This window comes from Cupriavidus sp. 291-E7 (assembly GCF_057798835.1).
In genome coordinates this window covers 211,416-231,905 of record NZ_JBYOJV010000004.1, presented here as the reverse complement: position 1 = coordinate 231,905, position 20,490 = coordinate 211,416, and the positions used below count along the sequence as shown (strand labels likewise).

Below are 20,490 nucleotides of genomic sequence, written 5' to 3'. Positions count from 1 at the left end.
ATTGCGACGTCCCGCGCAGCGCCCGCCGCCGAGCCGACCGACAACCGTTTGCATGACCGAACAACAACGACGATCGCCGCATCATCCGGCCACCCGACCGCCTGCGCTCCAGGGCAAGCCCTGGCGCGCCCGCGTGCCCGCCAGCGCCTTGCGGCCGCTCGTGCTGGCAATGGCCGGCCTTTCGGTCAATGCGCACGCCCAGTATGGCGCCGCTTCGGCGATTCCGAACCTGGACATTGCCGAGCCGGCCGTCACCCAGTCCGCCGAGCCTCCGCCGCCGCCGCCCGAATCGGGCGATCTGGTGCCGAGCCTGGCCGAGCCGGCCCGCCGGCCCGCCGGCGCGAGCACCAGCACGCTGGGGGTTTCCCCGTCGTCGACGCCGTCGAACCCGAATGCACCGGCCTATGTTTCTGGCGACCGCGTGACCGGTTACAGCGAGAAGGGCGTCGAGCTGGAGGGCAATGCCGAGTTGCGCCGCGATGGCGGCGTGGTCAAGGGCGACAAGCTGACCTATGACCAGGACACGGACGAGGCCCATGCCACGGGCAACGTGCGGTTGTCCAAGGGCGGCACGCTGGCCGTCGGCCCCGAGGCACGCATGCGCGTGCAGGCCAATGAAGGCTACATGCTGTCGCCGGACTACTACTTTCAGCAGACCGGCGGCTCGGGCAGTGCCGAGCGGATCGACTTCATCGACCCGGATCGCAGCACGCTCAAGAAGGCGACGTACACGACCTGTTCGCCCGACAACGCGGACTGGTACTTCAGCGCGCGCAAGCTGGACCTGGACAGCGACCGCGAAGTGGGCGTGGCCTATGGCGGCGTGCTGAATTTCTTCGGCGTGCCCGTGGCGGCCGCGCCGGCGTTCTCATTCCCGCTGAACAACGAGCGTCGCAGCGGTATGCTGCCGCCGCTGTTCGGCTACAGCTCGAAGTCGGGTGCGGACCTGACGGTCCCGTACTACTTCAACCTGGCGCCGAACCGGGACCTGACGGTGTACCCGCGTATCCTGACCGAGCGCGGCGTGCAGCTGGGTGGTGACTTCCGCTATCTGGGCGATGGCTACAACGGCCGTATCCGTGCGGAATTCCTGCCGGACGACAAGAAGGCCGGCCGGGACCGCTGGGCATACTCGATCCAGCATAGTCAGCGGATCATTCCGGGCATGACGGCGTACGCGAACGTCAGCAAGGTATCGGATGACCAGTATCCCGACGACCTGACGCGCAGCGTTTCGCAATCGACGCTGCGGCAGTACACCCAGGAAGGCGGCGTTGTCTACAGCTGGCAGAACTGGACGTTCCTGGCCCGTGTGCAGAAGTTCCAGACGCTGCGCCCGAGCGAGCCATCGTACGAGCGTGAGCCGCAGGTCAGTGCCAGGTACACACGCTACGATCTTGGTGGCTTCGATATCACGCTCGACACCGACTACACGCGCTTCAAGATTCCGCTGACATCGACGGGCTTCCAGCAGCCCGAAGGCAGCCGCGCCTACTTCAATCCGTCGATCAGTTATCCGATCGTGCGTCCGGGCTGGTACGTCACGCCGAAGCTGATCTTCAACGCGGCGCAGTACAACATGGACGCGGGCACCAACACTGTCGGTGCGCCCAATACCATGAGCCGGAGCATCCCGACGGTGAGCCTGGACTCGGGCATGACGTTCGAGCGCGATGCGCCCGGCATCAGCCGCCTGTTCGGAGTCAACTATACGCAGACGCTGGAACCGCGCCTGTTCTACGTCTACACGCCGTTCCGCGACCAGAGCCAGTTCCCGCTGTTCGATACCGTGCAGTCGGACTTCAGCTATGGCCAGATCTTTACCGAGAACCCGTTCAGCGGTAACGACCGGATTGCCGACAACAACAAGCTGACCGCTGGCCTGACCACGCGCCTGATCGAATCGGAGACCGGTGTCGAGCGCTTCCGCGGTACGATCGCGCAGCGGATCGACTTCACCGGCCAGCGCGTGCAGCTGGGCGGCACGCTGACGGACACAAAGCCGACGTATTCGGATCTGCTGGCGGCGACGACGATTCAGCTGTTCCGCGGCTACTACCTTGACGCGGGGATCCAGTGGAACCCGGATGAGAACCGCGTCAACTATTCGAACGTGGCATTTGCATGGCGTCCGGAATCGCGCAAGCTGCTGAATCTGGGCTATCGCTATCGCCGGCCGACGTCGGTGACGGACAATACCGCCATCGACCAGTTCGAGGTATCGGGTCAGTGGCCGATCACGCAGCGTGTCTATGGCATTGGCCGCGTGGCCTATGACCAGTCGGCCAGCCAGCTCGTCGATGCGCTGGCCGGCTTCGAGTATGCGGCCGACTGCTGGGTGGGTCGCTTTGTGTACCAGCGTTTCCGCAACACCACGAACGGATACACCGGCCGGATCTTCCTGCAGGTGGAATTCCGCGGATTGTCCAACGTTGGCTCCAATCCGCTGGACATGCTGCGCCTGAACGTGCCGGGCTACGAGCCCGTGACCGCGCGACCGGTGCCCACGTCCCCGTACGATCACTATGAATGACGGACCAAGATGAAACGTCAAGCTTTTTCGGTAATGTTCGGCCTGAACTCCTGGCAGCAGGTGCTGCTTTCCGCGGTGCTCGTCACGTTGGCCGCACCGGCTGCCGCGCAACTGCGCGCACCGGGAGGCTCCCGCACACAGGGCATCTTCGTGCCGCAAAGCGGGCAGGGGGCAAGTACGGTGGCGCCAAGCCAGCCGCAATTGGGCGTGCCGCAGCCGGCGCAGAAGCGCTCGCAGCTGGTGGACGAGGTGGTTGCCATCGTCAACAACAGCGTGATCACGCGACGCGAGTTGCTTGACCGGGCCGACGAGATCGAAAACCAGCTGCGCGCCGCGAATCGCCCGATTCCCGAGCGGCCGGACCTGCTTGGCGAAGTGCTGGAACGGCTGGTGATGGAGCGCGTGCAGACGCAGGCCGCTCAGGATGCCGGCATCAAGGTGACCGATCAGGAAGTGGATCGCGCGATCGAATCGGTGGCGCAGCAGAACAAGATGTCCGCCACCGAACTGCGCCGCCGCGTTGAAGCCAGCGGCATGACGTGGTCCAAGTATCGCGACGAACTGCGCAAGCAGGTGCAGGTCATCCGCCTGCGCGAACGCGAAGTGGACTCGAAGGTGCAGGTCTACGACGGCGAGATCGACAATTTCCTGGCCGCGCGCAGCGGGCAGTCCGCCGCCACGGGGCCGACCGAGTACAACGTGCAGCAGATTCTGCTGCGCGTGCCGGAAGACGCATCCGATGCCCAGAAGGCACAGCTCAAGGCCAAGGCCGAGGGCCTGCTCAAGCAGGCCCAGGGTGGTGCCGACTTTGCCGAACTGGCCAAGGCGAATTCCGAGGCGCCCGAGGCGGCGCAGGGCGGCGCAATGGGTTTCCGCGAAATCGGCCGCCTGCCCGCGCTGTTTGCCAATGCAATCGTCGATCTGCAACCAGGCGCCGTCGTGCCGGAAGTGGTGGAATCGGCCAATGGCTTCCACGTGCTCAAGCTGGTTGCCAAGCGCGCGGCGCCCGCGCAGCAGGCTGCCTCCGACCGCATTACGCAAACGCAGGTGCGCCACATCCTGATCCGCACCGGCCCGAACATGCCCGAGGCGGAAGCCAAGCGCCAGATGACCACATTGCGTGATCGACTGACCCACGGCACCGACTTTGCCGACGCCGCACGCCGCTACTCGCAGGACGGTTCGGCGCAGCAGGGCGGGGAGCTGGGCTGGGTATCGCCGGGCGAGCTGGTACCCGAGTTCGAGCAGGCGATGAACCGGTTGCGTCCGGGCGAGATCTCGGAGCCGGTGGTCACGCAGTTCGGCGTGCACCTGATCCAGGTGGAAAACCGCCGCGAGACGGAGGTGTCGGCCGAGAAGCAGCGTGACTTCGCCCGCCAGGAAGTCCGCGAACAGAAGCTGCGCGCCGCCTATGATGACTGGGTGCGCCAGCTGCGCAGTGCGGCGTACGTGGAATACCGGATCAACCGCCAGCGCTGATAACGCGCCGGCCACCCTGCCATGCCCGACCCTGCACCCGCTCCACTGGCGTTAGCCATCACTACCGGCGAACCGGCCGGTATCGGTCCCGATATCACGATCGGTGCCTTGTTGCAGCTCGTGGGGGGTGGCAACGATATGGGACGTGGCGCATACCGGTTTCATGTGATCGGCGACGCGCACCTGCTGGCGCAGCGCGCCGAGGCGCTGGGCGTGGCGCATGCGTGGCGGCGCCGTATCGCCGACGGCGATGTGGTCGTCGAACATGTGCCGCTGGGCGTGGCGTGCGAGGCGGGCCAGCTCGACGCCCGTAACGGCCGCTACGTGCTGGCGCTGCTCGATGCCGCCATCGATGGCCTGCGCGACAGGCGCTATGCCGCGATGATCACCGCGCCCGTGCAGAAGAGCACGATCAACGATGCCGGCGTGCCGTTCACGGGCCATACCGAATATCTGGCCGAGCGCGCCGCCGTACCGCGCGTGGTGATGATGCTGGCGGGGCCGCAGCCGGCCCATGACAATGCGATGCTGCGGGTGGCGCTGGCCACCACGCACCTGCCGCTGCGTGCGGTGCCCGATGCGCTGACGGTGCCGATGCTGCTGGAGACGCTGAAGATCGTCGATCACGACCTGCGACGCCATTTCGGCATTGCGCGTCCGCGTATCCTGGTGACCGGGCTCAACCCGCACGCCGGGGAATCGGGCCACATGGGCCGCGAGGAGATCGATGTCATTTCGCCCGCGCTGGCGCTGGCCGGCGATGCCGACATCGATGCACGCGGCCCCTATCCTGCCGACACGCTGTTCCAGCCGCGCCACCTGCGCGATGCCGACTGCGTGCTGGCGATGTACCATGACCAGGGACTGGCGCCGCTCAAATACGGCACCTTTGGCCACGGCGTCAATATCACGCTGGGCCTGCCCTTTATCCGCACATCGGTGGATCACGGCACCGCGCTCGGCCTGGCCGCTACCGGCCAGGCCGAACACGGCAGCATGATTGAAGCCATCCGGTGTGCCATTACGATGGCTGGCCATGCCAGCGGCCGCCACGGCAACGGCGCGTCCGCCAACGGCCGCCACTGACTTATGCGTTCAAACGTGCACCAGGGCCATGTGGCCCGCAAACGATTCGGGCAGAACTTCCTGGTCGATGACGGCATCATCTACGGCATCGTCAATGCGATCGATCCGCAGCCGGACGACGTCGTCGTCGAAATCGGCCCGGGCCTGGGCGCCCTGACCGACCCGCTGCTAGAGCGGCTGCCGGCCATGCAGGTCGTGGAACTCGACCGCGACCTCGTGGAGCGCCTACGCAACCGCTACAACGACCGGCTCGTCGTGCATGCCGGCGATGCGCTGGCATTCGATTTCGGCAAGCTCAAGGAGGCCGGGCGCGCGCTGCGTATCGTGGGCAATCTGCCTTACAACATATCGAGTCCGCTGCTGTTCCACCTGATGGACTTTGCCGATCACGTGCGCGACCAGCATTTCATGCTGCAGAAGGAAGTGGTCGAGCGCATGGTGGCCGAGCCGGGCAGCAAGGCGTTTGGCCGGCTGTCGATCATGCTGCAGGTGCGTTATCACATGGAACACGTGCTCGACGTTCCGCCGGCATCGTTCAACCCGCCGCCGAAGGTCGATTCCGCCGTGGTGCGCATGATCCCCTGGCCGCGCGCCGAGGACGGCACATTGCGCTCGCCGTATCCGGCCTGCGATCCGAACGTGCTCGGCGACGTGGTCACCGCGGCGTTCTCGCAGCGCCGCAAGGTCCTGCGTAATACGCTGTCGTTCCTGCGCGACCAGGTCGACTTCGACGCGCTCGGCTTCGACCTGAGCCGCCGCGCCGAGGAAGTGCCGGTGGCCGAATATGTCGAACTGGCCCGCATCGTCGGCAACAGTGCGGCGCCGCCCGCGCGCGGCGTGGCCTGATGCCCGCACCGGTTACCGATTTTCCGAATTCCCGAATCTCCTGAATATCCCAAAGCTTTCGCGACGCTCATGACAGAACAGACCAAGACCGATCCGCGTCCCGTCATCCTGACTGGTGACCGTCCTACCGGACCGCTGCACCTGGGCCACTACGTCGGCTCGCTGAAGAGCCGCGTGGCTCTGCAGGAAACGCACAAGCAGTATGTGCTGCTGGCCGATACGCAGGCGATGACCGACAACGCGCACGACCCGGACAAGGTGCGCCGCAACGTGCTGGAAGTTGCGCTGGATTACCTGGCAGTGGGCATCGACCCGGCCAAGACCACGATCACGGTGCAGTCGCACCTGCCGGCGCTGGCCGAGCTGACGCTGATGTATCTGAACTTCGTCACGGTGTCGCGCCTGGAGCGCAATCCGACGATCAAGGAAGAGATCCAGGCGCGTGGCTTCGGCCGCGATATCCCGGCAGGTTTTCTGTGCTACCCGGCTTCGCAGGCCGCCGATATCACGGGCTTCAAGGCCGTGCTGGTGCCGGTGGGCGAAGACCAGGCACCGTTGATCGAACAGACCAACGAGATCGTGCGACGCATCAACCATCAGGTGGGCCGCGACGTACTGCCGGAGGCCGCCGCGCTGATCCCGAAGCATGGACGCCTGCCTGGCGTGGATGGCAAGGCGAAGATGAGCAAGTCGCAGGGCAACTCGATTCCGCTTGGCGCAACGGCGGATCAGATCCGCGAGGCCGTGCACAAGATGTACACCGATCCGAACCACCTCAAGGTGTCGGACCCTGGCCAGGTGGAAGGCAACGTCGTGTTCACGTACCTCGACGCGTTCGATCCGAATGTGGAGGAAGTGCAGGCGCTGAAGGAACACTACCAGCGCGGCGGCCTGGGCGATATGGTGCTCAAGCGCCGTGTGGAAGGCCTGCTGCAGGAAATGCTGCGCCCGATGCGCGAGCGCCGGGAGCAACTGGCCAAGGACCCGGGCTATGTGTTCGACATCCTGAAGAAAGGCACCGCCGAGGCGCGCGAGTTGACCCAGCAGACGCTGGACGAAGTGCGCGGCGCGCTCGGGATGTTCTCGTTCCCGAACTAATCCTCTGATGGTTCGCTGCCCTCTCCCGCGCGGGAGAGGGCGGAACACCGGCGGGCGTGTCCTATGCCTTCCGGTTCACCAGCACAATCCCCAGCAGCACCAGCACCGCCGCCACGGCGAACCGCACGCCGACCTGGTCGTGCATCAGCAGCACGCCGAACGCCACGCCGAACAGCGGCGTCAGAAACGAAAACACCGATAGCCGCGAAGCCAGGTACTGGCGCAGCAGCCAGAACCAGATCAGGTAGCTGGCAAACGCGATCAGCACCGACTGGTAGAACAGGCTTGCCACCACGAAGCCGGTGACTTCCACGCGATGGACCTGGCCGGCGGCCAGCGCCATCACCAGCAGCAGCACTGCCGATACCGCCAACTGATAGAGCAGCGTCTTGCTGGCTGGTGCGTGCGACAGCTTGCTGCCGCGTACCACGATGGTCGTTGCCGCCCAGAGGGCGCCGGCCACGACTCCCAGTGCATCGCCAAGGAGCGTGCTGGATTGCGAGGACGCGGCGACAATGCCGTCCGCGAACGCCAGCACCATCCCCAGGAATGCCAGCACCACACCTACCCACTGGCCGCGATGCAGATGCTCGCCCGGCACGAACAGGTGCAGGCCCAGCGCGGTGAAGATCGGCGCCGTATAGAGGAACACGGCCATGCGCGATGCCGTGGTGTGGCCCAGGCCGACGAAGATACAGAAGAACTCCGCGCCGAACAGCAGGCCAGCCACAAGGCCCGCGCGCAGCGTGCCGTCGCGTTCCCAGAGCGGTGTGCCGCGCCATGCCGCGAAGGCAAACACGAGCAGGGCCGCAATGGCGGAGCGGACGCCGGCTTGCAGCACGGCGCCCATCAGTGGAGCGGTGACCTTGATGATCACCTGCTGGAGTCCCCATGCGGCGCACAGCAGCACCATCAGTCCGATGGCCGTGCTGTCCAGCGGGCGCCTTGTTATTAGTTGTGTGCTCATTGCCGCGTCGCTTACGGACGTGCGGCGCCGCGGGTGGAGTTTCGCTCGATCAGTTCGATCTTGTAGCCGTCCGGATCTTCCACGAATGCAATCACCGTGGTCCCGCCCTTGACCGGACCGGCCTCGCGCGTGACCTTGCCGCCGGCCGCGCGGATGCGGTCGCAGGCTTCGGCGGCGTTGGGGGTTTCCAGGGCGATATGGCCGTAGGCGGTGCCCAGGTCATACTGGTCCACGCCATAGTTGTAGGTCAGCTCCAGCACCGCGGTCTCGCTTTCGGGGCCGTAGCCGACAAAGGCCAGGCGGTACTTGTATTCGGGGTTGTCGCTCTCGCGCAGCAGTTGCATGCCCAGCACGCGCGTGTAGAAGTCGATCGAGCGCTGGTAGTCGCCAACGCGCAGCATGGTGTGGAGGAGTCGCATAGGGGACCTTCTTTGGGTTGTTGATACAACAGAGTCCGTCATTCTAGTCCTGCGCGCCGGCGCTTGCCGATGACGCTGAAGTCCGGCAACGAGAAATTTCAGCACGCCGTTGCATTTGATGTTCACGAAGCGGTTGCTACAGTGAAGCACGCATGCATGACATATGGCAGCCTACGCCGATTTCACGGCGCGGCAGCGCTGTGGGTCGCGCGACAGGTTTCTTCTGACAAGAGGGAAACTGCATGACGCGATGCTTCCGGAGCAGTAGCTGTGGCGCGCTGGCTTGCGCGCTGGTCGCAGTGCTCGATGCCAGGCTCGGCCACGCAGCTGACTGTGCGCCACCGTCGCCCACGGCAAGCTCATACACGGCGAACGGTTGCGACGGCACCGTCACCGGAGGCACATTCAACACAGGGGCCTCGGCCTACGCTTCGGTGCTCCATGCCGTCAACAGCGGCACCATTACCGTTACGGGGCCCGTCACCCTGCTCTCGACCGGCGACGAGTCCACGGGTGCCTATGCGAACAACGCTGGCGCCATCTACTTCAACGCGCCGGGCAGTACGCTGACGACGTCGGGAGCCCACTCGAACGGCGTACACGCATTCGGCACTGTCACCGTGACGGGTCAGGTCAACGTAACGACCTCGGGCGAGCGCGGGCATGCTCTGTTTGCCGACTATGGCGGCGTGGTGCAGATGCACGACTCGATCATTGTGACCCAGGGCGCGGAGGCAGCGGGCATTGCCGTGGCCACTGGCACCATCTCGCTTGTCGGGGCCAGCGCGATTACGACAACCGGTATTACCGCACCCGGCGTGGCGCTGACTTCGTCGAATTCGAATGCGATCGTCGACGGCCAGGACGTCCGCATTCCGATCCGCACCACCGGCGAGAGTTCGCCAGGCGCCGCAGGGGCGCAAGGGTCTGGCTCGATGGTGTTGCGCCGCGTGGATATCACCACCGAAGGTGCCATCGCCTTCGGCATACTCGCGCGAAACGCCATGACCATACAGGCCGACGATGTCACCGTGGTCACAAAGGAGTCAGGTTCCATTGGCGTGCTTGCGAGCGATGGCGGCGTGGTGACGCTGACCGGCGGCAGCGTCGCCACGGCAGGACGCGGCGCGCACGGCCTTTCGGTGGAGGGGGCGGGCAGTTCCATCGTGGCCGATGGCACCGCGGTTACGGTCTCGGGCCCCCTCGCGGCGGCGATGCAGGTCCTGGACCAGGGCAGCATCGTCCTGAGCAACGGCAGCGCGGTCAGCACCGGGCAGGATGGCAGCGCGCTGTCCATGTTCAGCACCGACCAGACGATGATGCAAAAGGCCGAAATTACCGGCAGCACCCTGGCGGCGAACCGTGGCACTGCGCTTGCATTCCTGGGCGGTGAGGCATCGGTGAAGATCACCGACAGCAGCGTGTCGGGCTTCTACTTGTTGGGAATCGATTCACGTGCCGATCCAGTCGTCGCGGACGTGACTGCCACCCGCTCGGTACTGCGTGGGGCGGCGGTAGTGATGCCCGCGTCGAGTGGCAGCACGCACGCGGCGCGGCTGTCGCTGCGCGACGGTTCCACGTGGATTGTCACCGGCGATTCCAACCTGACGCGGTTGGAAAACTACGGCAGCACGGTCACGTTCGTGCCACCGGTCGACGGGGTGTTCCATTCGCTTGTCCTTGACGGATACCACAGCGCTGGTGGCACGGTGAGCCTGACGGCGGCGCTCGGCGGCGATGACTCCCCTTCGGATCGGCTTGTGATCCGCGGCGGTACCGTCACGGGCTCCAGCCTGTTGCGCATCTCCAATGCCGGTGGCAAAGGGGCGCTGACGAGCGAAGGCATCAAGGTGATCGACGCGGTCTCGGGCGGCGTCGTTCCTGCCGGCACTTTTACGCTTGCCGGCCGCGCGGTGGCGGGGGCGTTCGAGTACCGCCTGTATCGCGGCGGCCTGACCAATCCTGACGACGGCGACTGGTATCTGCGATCGCAGCAGATGCCCACGCCGCCCACGCCGCCCACGCCGCCCACGCCACCCGATCCGCCGTCGCCTCCTTATCCTTCCCGGCCCATGTACCGGCCGGAAGTGCCGGCCTACATCGCCAACGAGCACGCGGCCGCCGGCCTCTTCCTGCACAGCCTGCAAGACCGCATGGGCGAGCTGCCGTTTTCGTCGGCGCCTGCGAGCTGGCTGCGGCTGGTGGGACAGACCGCCGAGAGTGGCAGCCGCGGCAACGACTACGGCGCACGTGCCGATACCGTGATCCTGCAGGGTGGCGGCGATTTCGCGCGCGGCTCACTGTTTGGCGCGGAGGATCGCCTGCATGTCGGCGCGATGCTCGGCTACGGACACGTGGCGACCGACGGTCTTGCGGCGGGCAACGATGCCCGGGCCAAGGGCGAGGTGAACGGTTACGGCGTGGGCATGTACGCGACCTGGTTCGGCCAGGCTGCCTCCGACCTCGGGCCTTACGTCGACACCTGGTTCCAGTACGCCTGGTTCGACAGCAACGTGCGTGGCGATCAGTTGCCCAAGGTCGGCTATCACAGCCAGGCATGGAATGTGTCGCTCGAAGGCGGCTGGGCCCTGCCGCTGGCCAGCACGTCATGGCGCGTGGAACCCCAGGCGCAGGTAGCCTGGCTGCGCCATCTGGGCGTCAACGTGACCGAGCCCGGCGGCACGCAGGTCAGCGGCGGCGATACCAATGGCGTGGTCACCCGGCTTGGCGTACGTATCTTCCGCACGCTGGACCGGGACGACGGCGGGCGGCTGCAGCCGTACGCGACGCTGAACTGGTGGCATGACCAGGCCAGCGCGTCGGTGGGATTCAGTGATACGGTGCTGGGCCAGCTGTTCCCACGCGATCGCTACGAACTCAAGCTCGGCCTCAACGCGCGGCTGACACGCGGCTGGACGAGTTGGGGGAATATCGGAGGACAGTGGGGCAGCCAGGGCTACCGCCAGTACGCCATGCGGCTCGGCGCACGCTATGCCTGGTGAGCGGTGCGAACCGGCCGGGCGTCAGAACGTCGGCAGCAGCTCGGGCGGATGCGCGCGCAGTTGGGCGCGGGCGTCGCGGAATTCGGGAAAGATCGATTCCACGGTCTCCCAGAAACGCGGGCCGTGGTTCATTTCCTTGAGGTGCGCCAGCTCGTGCGCGGCCACGTAGTCGATCATCGACAGCGGAAAATGCATCAGGCGCCAGTTGAGGCGGATCTTGCCGTCGGCGGTGCAACTGCCCCAGCGCGTGGCGGCCGAAGTCAGCGCAAAGCCGGTATGGCGCACGCCAAGTTTGTCCGCATAGACGTCGAGCCGCTCGGCCATCAGCCGGCGCGCCTGGTTTTGCAGCCAGCCCTGCACGCGGTCCTTGACCTGCTGTTCCTCGGCATGTCCCGGCAATGCGAGATGCAGGACGCGGGTATCGGCGTTGAAGCAGAGCACGCCGGCCGGAGATTCCAGCTGGAGCGTGATGGGTTGGCCCAGGAACGGCAGCGTCGCGCCATCGCGCCATTGCACCGTGGGCAGCACGCGGCGGGTCTCACGGTGACGCCATTCGCCCAGCTTGGTGAAAATCCAGCGTTGCTTTTCCAGGATGGCCGCCTCGACATCGACCAGCGTCACCCAGCGCGGCGCCGTGATCGACAACCCGCGGTCATCGACCGTGAAGCCGATCGTACGACGCGACGAGCGCTTCAGCGAATAGTAAAGCGTGCGTTCTCCCACCTGCAGCACGCGGCTGTTTGGCAGCGCGGGCGGCCAGACATCGGCCGTCGGTCCCGCCGGAGCGTCGGGCGCCAGCAGAGGCTGCTGCGTCGGCTGGGCGGGCGGCGTGGCGTCTGCCAGCGGCAGTTCCATCTGCGCGCCGGGGTCGGCGGTAGGGCGCAACAGCTTCATGCGGTGGCCTGGCTCCCTGCGCGACGATAGCTTTCCGGGTCGATGCGACGCATCTCGCGCTCGATCCAGGCTTCCACTTCCTGGTTCAGGACGTCGGCAGTCTTGTTGGCGGACGGAATCACGTCGCCGATCGAGATCGTGATCGTGCCCGGATACTTTGAAAATGAATTGCGCGGCCAGAGGCGCCCCGAGTTGACTGCCATCGGGAACACCCATGCACCGGTCTCCACGGCCAGGCGCGCGCCGCCGCTCTTGTAGCGGGGACGCTCCAGGCCAGCCCGCGTGCGCGTGCCTTCAGGGAACATGATGATCCACGCGCCTTCGTTGAGCCGCTCACGGCCCTGCCTCGCGGCCGACGCAAATGCACGGGTGCCGTCCTTGCGGTTGATGTGGACCATCTTGAGCATGCCCAGCGCCCAGCCGAAGAACGGTACGAACAGCAGTTCACGCTTGAACACGAAGCACAGCGGCTTAGGCATCAGCGCCACGTAGGCCACGGTCTCCCAGGCGGACTGGTGCTTGGACAGCAGCACCACGGGCTTGTCCAGCATCGCGAGCATCTTTTCCATGCCTTCGATGCGGTACTGGATGCCGCAGATCAGGCGCGCGGCCCAGATCACCAATCGCGTCCAGCCCCGCACAAAGCGGAAGCGGTTCTCCGCGTTCATGAACGGGAAGACGATGAAGCAAACGCACGCGTAGGGCGGCGTCAGGATGATGAGATACAGCGTGAACAGCAGGGAGCGGATAAAGGTCATCGATGGGGGCGACGATGGACGAATTCAGGGGGCGGGGGATGCGGCGTGCGTGACGGTCTTTTGACTGCCTTCGGCAATCAGCCAGCGGGCGAATGCGGCCAGGTCGTCGTGCACGCGGGTATTGGCGGGCAGGCCGCCTTTGTCGAGCGTGCGCAGGCCTTTGCCGGTACGTACCAGATGCGGCAGGCAGCCGACGGCCACGCCGGCTTCGAGGTCGCGCAGCGAATCGCCCACGGTAGGCACGTGGCGCAGCTCGATGCCGAAGCGCTCGCCGATCTGTTCGTACAAGCCCGACTTCGGCTTGCGGCAGTCGCAGTTGTCGGCGGCCGTATGCGGGCAGAAGAACACGGCCTCGACGCGGCCGCCGAGGTTGGCCAGCGCCTTGTACATTTTTTCGTGCATGGCGTTGAGGGCGTTCATCTCGAACAGCCCGCGGCCAATGCCCGACTGGTTGCTGGCGATCACGATGCGATAGCCAGCCTGGTTCAGCATGGCGATGGCTTCGAGGCTGCCGGGGATCGGCACCCACTCGTCGGGCGTCTTGATGAACTGGTCGCTGTCGAGATTGACCACGCCATCGCGGTCAAGAATCACGAACTTCGGCAGGGACTGAGGCATGGCGTGCTCCGATGCGGCTTGAAAGACAGCTTAGGCCGCCAGCTTGGAAATGTCCGCCACGCGGTTGGCCAGACCGTGCAGCGTGGCCAGCAGCGCCAGGCGGTTGGCGCGCAGCTTCGCGTCGTCGGCCATCACCATCACATCGTTGAAGAAGCGGTCCACGGCGTCGCGCAGTTGGGCCAGATCGCGCAGCGCGGCAGTGAAATCGCCACCGGAGAAGGCGGCTTCCACGCCAGGGCGCACGCGCTCGATGGCTTCGAACAGCGCGCCTTCGGCTGCTTCCTGGAACAGGGCGGCGTCGACGTTGCCGATGGCCTCGTCGGTCTTCTTCAGGATGTTCGTGATGCGCTTGTTGGCGGCGGCAAGGGCCTCGGCCTCCGGCAGCGCGGCAAACGTGCGCACGGCTTCCATGCGGGCCAGGATGTCGTGCAGCGACTGCGGACGCAGGCTGACCACGGCTTCCACTTCATTGGTCGTGTAGCCCTTGTCCTTCAGGTAGCCGCGCACGCGGTCGTACAGGAAGTCGGCGATTGCCTCGCGCGACGGCTTCACGGCGGCAATGCCGGCGAAAGCCTGCTCGGTCAGGCTCAGGAGCGTGTCCAGCGGCACGGCCAACGGCTTTTCGATCAGCATGCGCAGAATGCCCAGCGCGTGGCGGCGCAGTGCGAACGGGTCTTTCTCGCCGGTCGGCTGCAGGCCGATGCCCCAGATGCCGACCAGGGTTTCGAGCTTGTCGGCCATTGCCACGGCCGTGCTCACGTTGCCTTCCGGCAGCGCGTCACCGGCAAAGCGCGGGCGATAGTGCTCGGAGCAGGCCAGCGCCACGTCGTCGGCTTCGTCGTCATGGCGAGCGTAGTACGTGCCCATCGTGCCCTGAAGCTCGGGGAACTCGCCGACCATGTCGGTCAGCAGGTCGGCCTTGGCCAGCTCGGCGCCGCGCATGGCGGCTGCCTTGTCCACCGTTGCGCCGGCGGCGTTCATCGCATCGGCAATGTGGCCGGCAATCTGCTGAAGGCGCTGCACGCGGTCCAGCTGGCTGCCGATCTTGTTGTGGTAGACCACATTGCCCAGTTGCGGCACGCGCGATGCCAGCGTCTTCTTGCGGTCCTGGTCGAAGAAGAACTTGGCATCGGCCAGCCGCGGGCGCACCACGCGCTCGTTGCCGGTGATGATCGACTGCGGCGTGTCCGTGGCCAGGTTCGACACGATCAGGAAGCGATTGCGCAGGTGGCCGGCGGCGTCGGTCAGTGCGAAGTACTTCTGGTTGGTCTGCATCGTCAGGATCAGGCATTCCTGCGGCACGGCCAGGAACGCTTCTTCGAAGTGGCACGGGTAGACCACCGGCCATTCGACCAGCGAGTTCACTTCGTCGAGCAGTGACTCGGGCATGACCACCTGATCGGCGCCGGCTTCCTTGAGCAGCGCGGTGCGAATCCGTTCGCGGCGGTCGCCATAGCTGGCGATCACACGGCCGCGCGACTCCAGCAGTCCCGCGTACTCGGTGGCATGCGGAATTTCGATCGTGCCCTGCGACAGGAAGCGGTGGCCCTGCGTCACGTTGCTGGCTTGCAGGCCGAGCACCGACACCGGCACGATTTCGGCGCCGTACAGCGCGATCAGGCTATGCGCCGGACGCACGAAGTGCACCGTGGCGCCGTCCGGGCGCTGGTAGCTCATCACCTTCGGAATCGGCAGCTTGGTCAGCGTATCGTCCAGCGCGGCCTGCAGCCCATCGGCCAAGGCGGCGCCACGGGCGGTATAGCGATAGAAGAAGGCATCGGCCTTGCCGTCGGAGGCGCGCTCCAGCGTCTGCCAGTCGATCTCGCCCACGCCCACGGACTTTGCCAGGGCCGCCAGCTTCTTGGCCAGCGGTGCGGTCGGCGCGCCGTTTGCGTCGAGCGCCACGGTCAGCGGCAGCACCTTTTCACGCTGCTCCCGGTCCGGCGCGGTGCGGCGCACGCCGCTGACCAGCGCGGCCAGGCGGCGCGGGGTGGCAAAAGGCGTCACGGTGGCGCCGGTTTCGAGCAGGTCCCGCGCGCCAAGGCCGTCGAACGCGCCCTGCGCAAAGGCTTCGCCCAGCCGGGCCAGCGCCTTCGGCGGCAGTTCTTCGGTGAACAGTTCGATCAGCAGCGAATCGGTCATGGGTTGCGACATGAATCTATCCAACAGGTATGGCCGCGCGCATCAGCAGCGCGGCGCGAGATTGGGTTCTACGCCAGACAGCAGCCACAGGCCGTTCTGCTGGCGGAATTGCAGCGTGGTGTAGGCGCATTGGGCGGCCACACCGGAAGCGCCGCGGCTGCCCGCGGCCGGAAAGCGTGCGTCGATACGATGGGACCGGCGGTCGTAGCGGATCTCGTCGATGCGCCCCCCCACCCAGAAATCGATCTTCGCGGGCAACTGCGTGGCGGAATAATAGGTGCGCACGGTGCGGCGCGTGCCGCCGGCGCGTTCTTCCCATTCCACCCACTGCAGCGGGTAGCGGATCGCGCTTTCGTACGCCCGCAGCGGTACGCGGTGCCAGCCGAGATCGCGCGAACCGGAGAGATCGCACGAGAACGAGCGCACCAGTTGCGTCCACTGGTCGATGGCCGACAGCGACGGCCGCCAGTGCCGCGTAATGGCCTGTTGCAGCGCCTGGGTATCGGCCTCGCAGACATTGGCCAGTTCCGCCGGCAGGTACAGCGCCTGCGGTGACGGCGCCGCCGAAGTGCGTGCCGCGGCCAGGGCGCCCGCCGGGGACAATGCGATCGGCAGGGCGAACGCGGCGAGTGCGATGGCGCCGCGTACGCGGGCCGTCATGCGCGCGCCCCGTTGTTGCACATCGGGAAGCCCAGCGCTTCGCGCGAATCGTAATAGGCCTGCGCTACCAGGCGCGACAGATTGCGGATGCGGCCGATATAAGCGGCACGCTCGGTCACCGAGATTGCGCCGCGCGCATCGAGCAGGTTGAACGTGTGGGCGGCCTTGAGCACCTGCTCGTAAGCCGGCAGCGCCAGGCGTGTGCCGTTCGTCTTCGGCGTTCCGTCTTCGTTCTTCTCGCCGGTATCCCCCATCAGTCGCTTGGCTTCGCGCTCGTGCTCGGCGAAGTGGCGGAACAGGATCTCGGTGTTGCTGTGCTCGAAGTTGTAGGTGGATTGCTCCACTTCGTTCTGGTGGTAGACGTCGCCGTAGGTCAGGCGGCGCGTCACGCCGTTTTCTTCCCACTCGGTCCAGACCAGGTCGTAGATGTTCTCCACCTTCTGCAGGTACATCGCCAGCCGCTCGATGCCGTAGGTGATTTCGCCGGTGATGGGCTTGCAGTCGATGCCGCCCACTTGCTGGAAGTACGTGAACTGCGTGACTTCCATGCCGTTGAGCCAGACTTCCCAGCCCAGGCCCCAGGCGCCCAGCGTCGGGTTTTCCCAGTCGTCCTCGACAAAGCGGATGTCATTCTGCTTCAGGTCCAGGCCCAGCGCCTCCAGCGAGCCCAGGTAGAGCTCCAGGATGTTCTCGGGTGCCGGCTTCAGCACCACCTGGTACTGGTAGTAGTGCTGGAGACGGTTCGGATTCTCGCCATAGCGGCCGTCCTTGGGCCGGCGCGACGGCTGCACGTAGGCCGCGCGCCACGGCTCCGGGCCAATCGCGCGCAGGAACGTATGCACGTGCGATGTGCCGGCGCCAACCTCCAGGTCGATCGGTTGCAGCAATGCGCAGCCCTGCCGGTCCCAGTAGGCCTGCAGGGTCAGAATCATTTGTTGGAAGGTCAGCATAGGAAAGCGAAATAGAAAGCCGGCGGGCAAGTGCGCGAACCATCTCGCACAGGGTTTGCCAAACCTCGGATTCTATCGGGTTTTTGGCCGCTCTCAGCCGCGCTGGAGCAGGAAAAGGGTGTGACAGGGCACGAATCGTGCGTGTGATGACTGTCGGGCGGCTACAACGGGTCGGGTAAATCCCGACCTGGGTTTCAGAATCGTCCGATAGGTGCCGATACCGTTTTTGTATACAGTGGAAGTACGCAGCCACCGCATCACAAACAAGATGGCTGCAATATCGGACCGTCAGCTTCCCAGGGTCGAAGCTCCAGCCTTCAGCAGGTCGGGGCGGTCCGTAGTCTTGGAAACAACATTAGGGGATTCGTCATGTCGCTGCTTTCTCGCAAACCTTATATCGTCGCCATCGCCGTGATGGTTGCCGCCGCGGCTGTGTCAATGGCGACTTCGCTGGTCGGCTAGGCCGGCCTCCGGCGCTGCGCCCGCAGCGCCAGCAACAGCACCAGCACGCTGCCGGCAAGCACCGGCACGTTACCCCAGCGGATATATGGCGTCAGGCCCTGCATGCCCTGCACGTCAGCCGTCAGCGTGCCCACTTCGAACGTCGGCAGCTTTGCCTGAACCGTCCCGTCCGGCCTGACCACGGCCGTCATTCCGGTATTGGTCGCACGCAGCATGGGCCGGCGCATTTCCAGTGCACGCATGCGCGAGATCTGCAGATGCTGGTCCAGCGCAATCGTGTCGCCAAACCAGGCCAGGTTCGTCACGTTGGCCAGCAGATTGGCGGGCGTAGCCTGCTGCCGCAGCGTGGCGGCGATTTCTTCGCCAAACAAATCCTCGTAGCAGATATTGGGGGCCACGTGGATGCCGCGCACCGGTACCGCCGGCTGGTCCAGCGTGCCGCGCCGGAAGTCGCCCAGCGGCATTTTCATCATGTTGACGAACCAGTGGAATCCGAACGGGATGAATTCGCCAAACGGCACCAGATGGTGCTTGTTGTAGCGGTACAGCTCGTTCTGCTCCGGCCCGATCGCAAAGACGCTGTTGGTGAAATCCACGGGTGAGTCGGCGCCCGCCGCACCAAAGACGACCGTCGTGCCGGTCGATTCCATGTAGGTGCGCACCGCCTTGGCGATGTCCAGCGGCAGGTCCTGCAGGATTACCGGGAACGCGGTTTCCGGCGTGACCACGAGGTCGGCCGGTGCTGCGACGATCATGTCGCGGTACAGCTCCAGCGAGCGCTGGATGCCAACCGGCTCGAACTTGATGTCCTGTGCCACGTTGCCTTGCAGCAGCCGCACGCTGATGGGCTGGCCGATTGGCGACGTGTACGCGATCGGCGCCAGCAGCACGCCGCCACCGAGCGCGGCGGCGACCAGGCCGACCGACCACACGGCGATGCCAGTGGCGCCCGGCTCGGCCCGCTGCAGACCGGCCCGGACCGCCACCGCCAGCAGTGCGGACACCGAGGCGGCCAGGAACGTGATGCCATAGACGCCGATCAGCGGCGCAAAGCCGGATAGCGGGCCGTCGGTATGCGGATAGCCGCTGCCCAGCCACGGGAAACCGGTGAATACCACGCCGCGCAGCCACTCGGACAACGCCCAGACCGCGCCGAACGTCAGCGCCGCCAGGACGCCGTCGCGTCCGCGCCGGCTCAGCCAATGCCACGTGCCGGCCGCCAGGGCCGGCCAGATCGACAGGTAGCCGGCGAACAGCACCACGGCCAGCGCGGCCATCCAGGCCGGCATCTCGCCGTAGACGTGCATGCTGATATAGAGCCACCAGATGCCGGACAGAAACCAGCCCATGCCGAATGCATAGGCCGTGGCGGCTGCCGCGCGCGGCCTTGGTGCACCGGCAACCAGCGCTAGCAGTCCGGCCAGCGACAGGATCTGCAGCCACCACCAGTCATGCGGGGCGAATGCCTGCGTGTGCGCCACGCCCAGCACGGCGGCAATCAGCAGGCGGAACAGTGTGCCCTGGCGCGATGCGGCGCGTAGCGCGCCGGCGGGGGAGGCGGAGGGGGAAGACGGACCGCCGCCGACGATCGGATCGGCGCGGCGGGTACCCACGGCGTCGGGCGCGCCGGCGCGCTTCATGCGTCGGCCACGCCGTTGGTTTCAGCCGGAGCCTCGCGGTGCACCTGCAGCAGGTGCACCTGGCGCGCGTCGGCGCGCAGTACTTCGAAGCGGATCGGTGGCAACGTAATAACCTCGCCGCGGTGTGGGACGTGGCCCACGTGATTGGTCAGCAGGCCACCCACGGTATCGACGTCGTCATTGGGAAACGCCGTACCGAATGCCTCGTTGAAATGTTCGATCTCGGTCAGGCCGCGTACACGCCAGGCGCCATCCGCCGTGGGCAGAATCATGTCCTGGTCTTCGTCCAGGTCGAATTCGTCCTCGATGTCGCCAACGATCTGCTCCAGAACATCTTCGATCGTCACCAGCCCCGCCACGCCGCCATATTCGTCGACGACTATCGCGATGTGATTGCGGTTGATGCGGAATTCGCGCAGCAGGATGTTCAGGCGCTTCGATTCCGGGATGAACACGGCCGGACGCAGTGTTTCGCGCAGGTCGAAGTTCTCGTCGGTGTAGTAGCGCAGCAGGTCCTTGGCCAGCAGGATCCCGATGATGTTGTCGCGGTTGCCCTCATACACCGGAAAGCGCGAATGCGCGGTCTGCTGCATGAACGGGATGAACGCTTCTGGTGCGTCCGCGATGTTGACTGCATCCATCTGTGCCCGCGGCACCATGATGTCGCGCGCCGTCAGTTCCGACACCTGGAATACGCCCTCGATCATCGAGAGGGAATCGGCATCGATCAGGTTGCGCTCGTGCGCGTCCTGCAGCACTTCCAGCAGTTCGGCACGGGTGTCCGGCTCAGGGGAGATGAAATCCGAAAGGCGTTCGAGAAGGGATCGGGGCCGATCCGGCTGCTTGAAGTTGGCAGCCTTCGAACTGGGATAGGGGTCGTTCATGTCGCGGCGAGCGCGTGGTGGAGATCGTCTGAAGCATACACTAAAAGGCTTG

17 protein-coding genes are annotated in these 20,490 nt (G+C 65.7%); 7 read left to right on the top strand and 10 right to left on the bottom strand.

From position 1 onward, the window contains the following. Positions 1-52 precede the first annotated feature (52 nt). The 5 genes from AC3FLX_RS09630 to trpS all read left to right on the top strand — a co-directional run bounded on the left by AC3FLX_RS09630 (position 53) and on the right by trpS (position 7,042). Positions 53-2,533, top strand: coding sequence for an LPS-assembly protein LptD (locus tag AC3FLX_RS09630; protein ID WP_488695958.1), 2,481 nt, complete (start codon positions 53-55; stop codon positions 2,531-2,533). Between the two features lie 9 nt (positions 2,534-2,542). Beyond that, a complete protein-coding gene (locus AC3FLX_RS09625; RefSeq protein ID WP_488695956.1) occupies positions 2,543-4,012 on the top strand; it encodes a peptidylprolyl isomerase in 1,470 nt (489 codons plus the stop codon). 21 nt (positions 4,013-4,033) lie between these two features. Continuing rightward, positions 4,034-5,098: a 4-hydroxythreonine-4-phosphate dehydrogenase PdxA gene (gene pdxA / locus AC3FLX_RS09620; RefSeq protein WP_488695955.1), complete on the top strand. Its 1,065-nt coding sequence runs from the start codon at positions 4,034-4,036 to the stop codon at positions 5,096-5,098. A gap of 3 nt (positions 5,099-5,101) precedes the next feature. Further along, the gene (gene rsmA, locus AC3FLX_RS09615) at positions 5,102-5,944 is read left to right on the top strand and encodes a 16S rRNA (adenine(1518)-N(6)/adenine(1519)-N(6))-dimethyltransferase RsmA (protein ID WP_488695954.1); all 843 of its coding nucleotides are present in this window, start codon (positions 5,102-5,104) and stop codon (positions 5,942-5,944) included. A gap of 69 nt (positions 5,945-6,013) precedes the next feature. After that, positions 6,014-7,042 (top strand): tryptophan--tRNA ligase, encoded by a 1,029-nt coding sequence (trpS, locus tag AC3FLX_RS09610; RefSeq protein WP_488695952.1) that lies wholly within the window; start codon positions 6,014-6,016, stop codon positions 7,040-7,042. Positions 7,043-7,103: 61 nt separating this feature from the next. Here the strand turns inward: trpS and AC3FLX_RS09605 are convergent, their stop codons facing one another. Continuing rightward, positions 7,104-8,009 (bottom strand): DMT family transporter, encoded by a 906-nt coding sequence (locus tag AC3FLX_RS09605; RefSeq protein ID WP_488695950.1) that lies wholly within the window; start codon positions 8,007-8,009, stop codon positions 7,104-7,106. A gap of 11 nt (positions 8,010-8,020) precedes the next feature. Then, positions 8,021-8,428: a lactoylglutathione lyase gene (gloA, locus tag AC3FLX_RS09600; RefSeq protein WP_488695949.1), complete on the bottom strand. Its 408-nt coding sequence runs from the start codon at positions 8,426-8,428 to the stop codon at positions 8,021-8,023. A gap of 69 nt (positions 8,429-8,497) precedes the next feature. On the opposite strand from gloA, the gene AC3FLX_RS09595 reads away from it, so the two are divergent. Continuing rightward, positions 8,498-8,674 (top strand): hypothetical protein, encoded by a 177-nt coding sequence (locus tag AC3FLX_RS09595; protein WP_488695948.1) that lies wholly within the window; start codon positions 8,498-8,500, stop codon positions 8,672-8,674. After that, on the top strand, positions 8,671-11,430 hold the full coding sequence (locus AC3FLX_RS09590) for an autotransporter family protein (protein ID WP_488695947.1): 2,760 nt from the start codon (positions 8,671-8,673) through the stop codon (positions 11,428-11,430). The genes AC3FLX_RS09595 and AC3FLX_RS09590 overlap by 4 nt, the downstream gene beginning before the upstream one ends. 21 nt (positions 11,431-11,451) lie before the next feature. Here the strand turns inward: AC3FLX_RS09590 and AC3FLX_RS09585 are convergent, their stop codons facing one another. The 8 genes from AC3FLX_RS09585 to AC3FLX_RS09550 all read right to left on the bottom strand — a co-directional run bounded on the left by AC3FLX_RS09585 (position 11,452) and on the right by AC3FLX_RS09550 (position 20,438). Continuing rightward, positions 11,452-12,324, bottom strand: a complete 873-nt coding sequence (locus AC3FLX_RS09585; RefSeq protein WP_488695946.1) for a M48 family metallopeptidase — start codon at positions 12,322-12,324, stop codon at positions 11,452-11,454. Next, positions 12,321-13,082: a lysophospholipid acyltransferase family protein gene (locus AC3FLX_RS09580; protein ID WP_488695944.1), complete on the bottom strand. Its 762-nt coding sequence runs from the start codon at positions 13,080-13,082 to the stop codon at positions 12,321-12,323. Before AC3FLX_RS09580 ends, AC3FLX_RS09585 begins: the two co-directional genes overlap by 4 nt. A 24-nt stretch (positions 13,083-13,106) precedes the next feature. Then, positions 13,107-13,700 (bottom strand): D-glycero-beta-D-manno-heptose 1,7-bisphosphate 7-phosphatase, encoded by a 594-nt coding sequence (gene gmhB, locus AC3FLX_RS09575; protein WP_488695942.1) that lies wholly within the window; start codon positions 13,698-13,700, stop codon positions 13,107-13,109. A gap of 30 nt (positions 13,701-13,730) precedes the next feature. Next, positions 13,731-15,854 (bottom strand): glycine--tRNA ligase subunit beta, encoded by a 2,124-nt coding sequence (gene glyS / locus AC3FLX_RS09570; RefSeq protein ID WP_488695940.1) that lies wholly within the window; start codon positions 15,852-15,854, stop codon positions 13,731-13,733. Positions 15,855-15,884: 30 nt separating this feature from the next. Next, the gene (locus tag AC3FLX_RS09565; protein ID WP_488695938.1) at positions 15,885-16,502 is read right to left on the bottom strand and encodes a hypothetical protein; all 618 of its coding nucleotides are present in this window, start codon (positions 16,500-16,502) and stop codon (positions 15,885-15,887) included. After that, entirely contained in the window at positions 16,499-17,452 is a 954-nt protein-coding gene (gene glyQ, locus AC3FLX_RS09560; protein ID WP_488695936.1) for a glycine--tRNA ligase subunit alpha, read from the bottom strand. Before glyQ ends, AC3FLX_RS09565 begins: the two co-directional genes overlap by 4 nt. Before the next feature lie 458 nt (positions 17,453-17,910). Beyond that, positions 17,911-19,554 (bottom strand): apolipoprotein N-acyltransferase, encoded by a 1,644-nt coding sequence (gene lnt / locus AC3FLX_RS09555; RefSeq protein ID WP_488695934.1) that lies wholly within the window; start codon positions 19,552-19,554, stop codon positions 17,911-17,913. After that, positions 19,551-20,438 carry a CorC family transporter gene (locus AC3FLX_RS09550; protein ID WP_488695932.1) on the bottom strand — a complete coding sequence of 296 codons (888 nt, stop codon included), beginning with the start codon at positions 20,436-20,438 and terminating at the stop codon, positions 19,551-19,553. The genes lnt and AC3FLX_RS09550 overlap by 4 nt, the downstream gene beginning before the upstream one ends. Between the last annotated feature and the right edge of the window lie 52 nt (positions 20,439-20,490).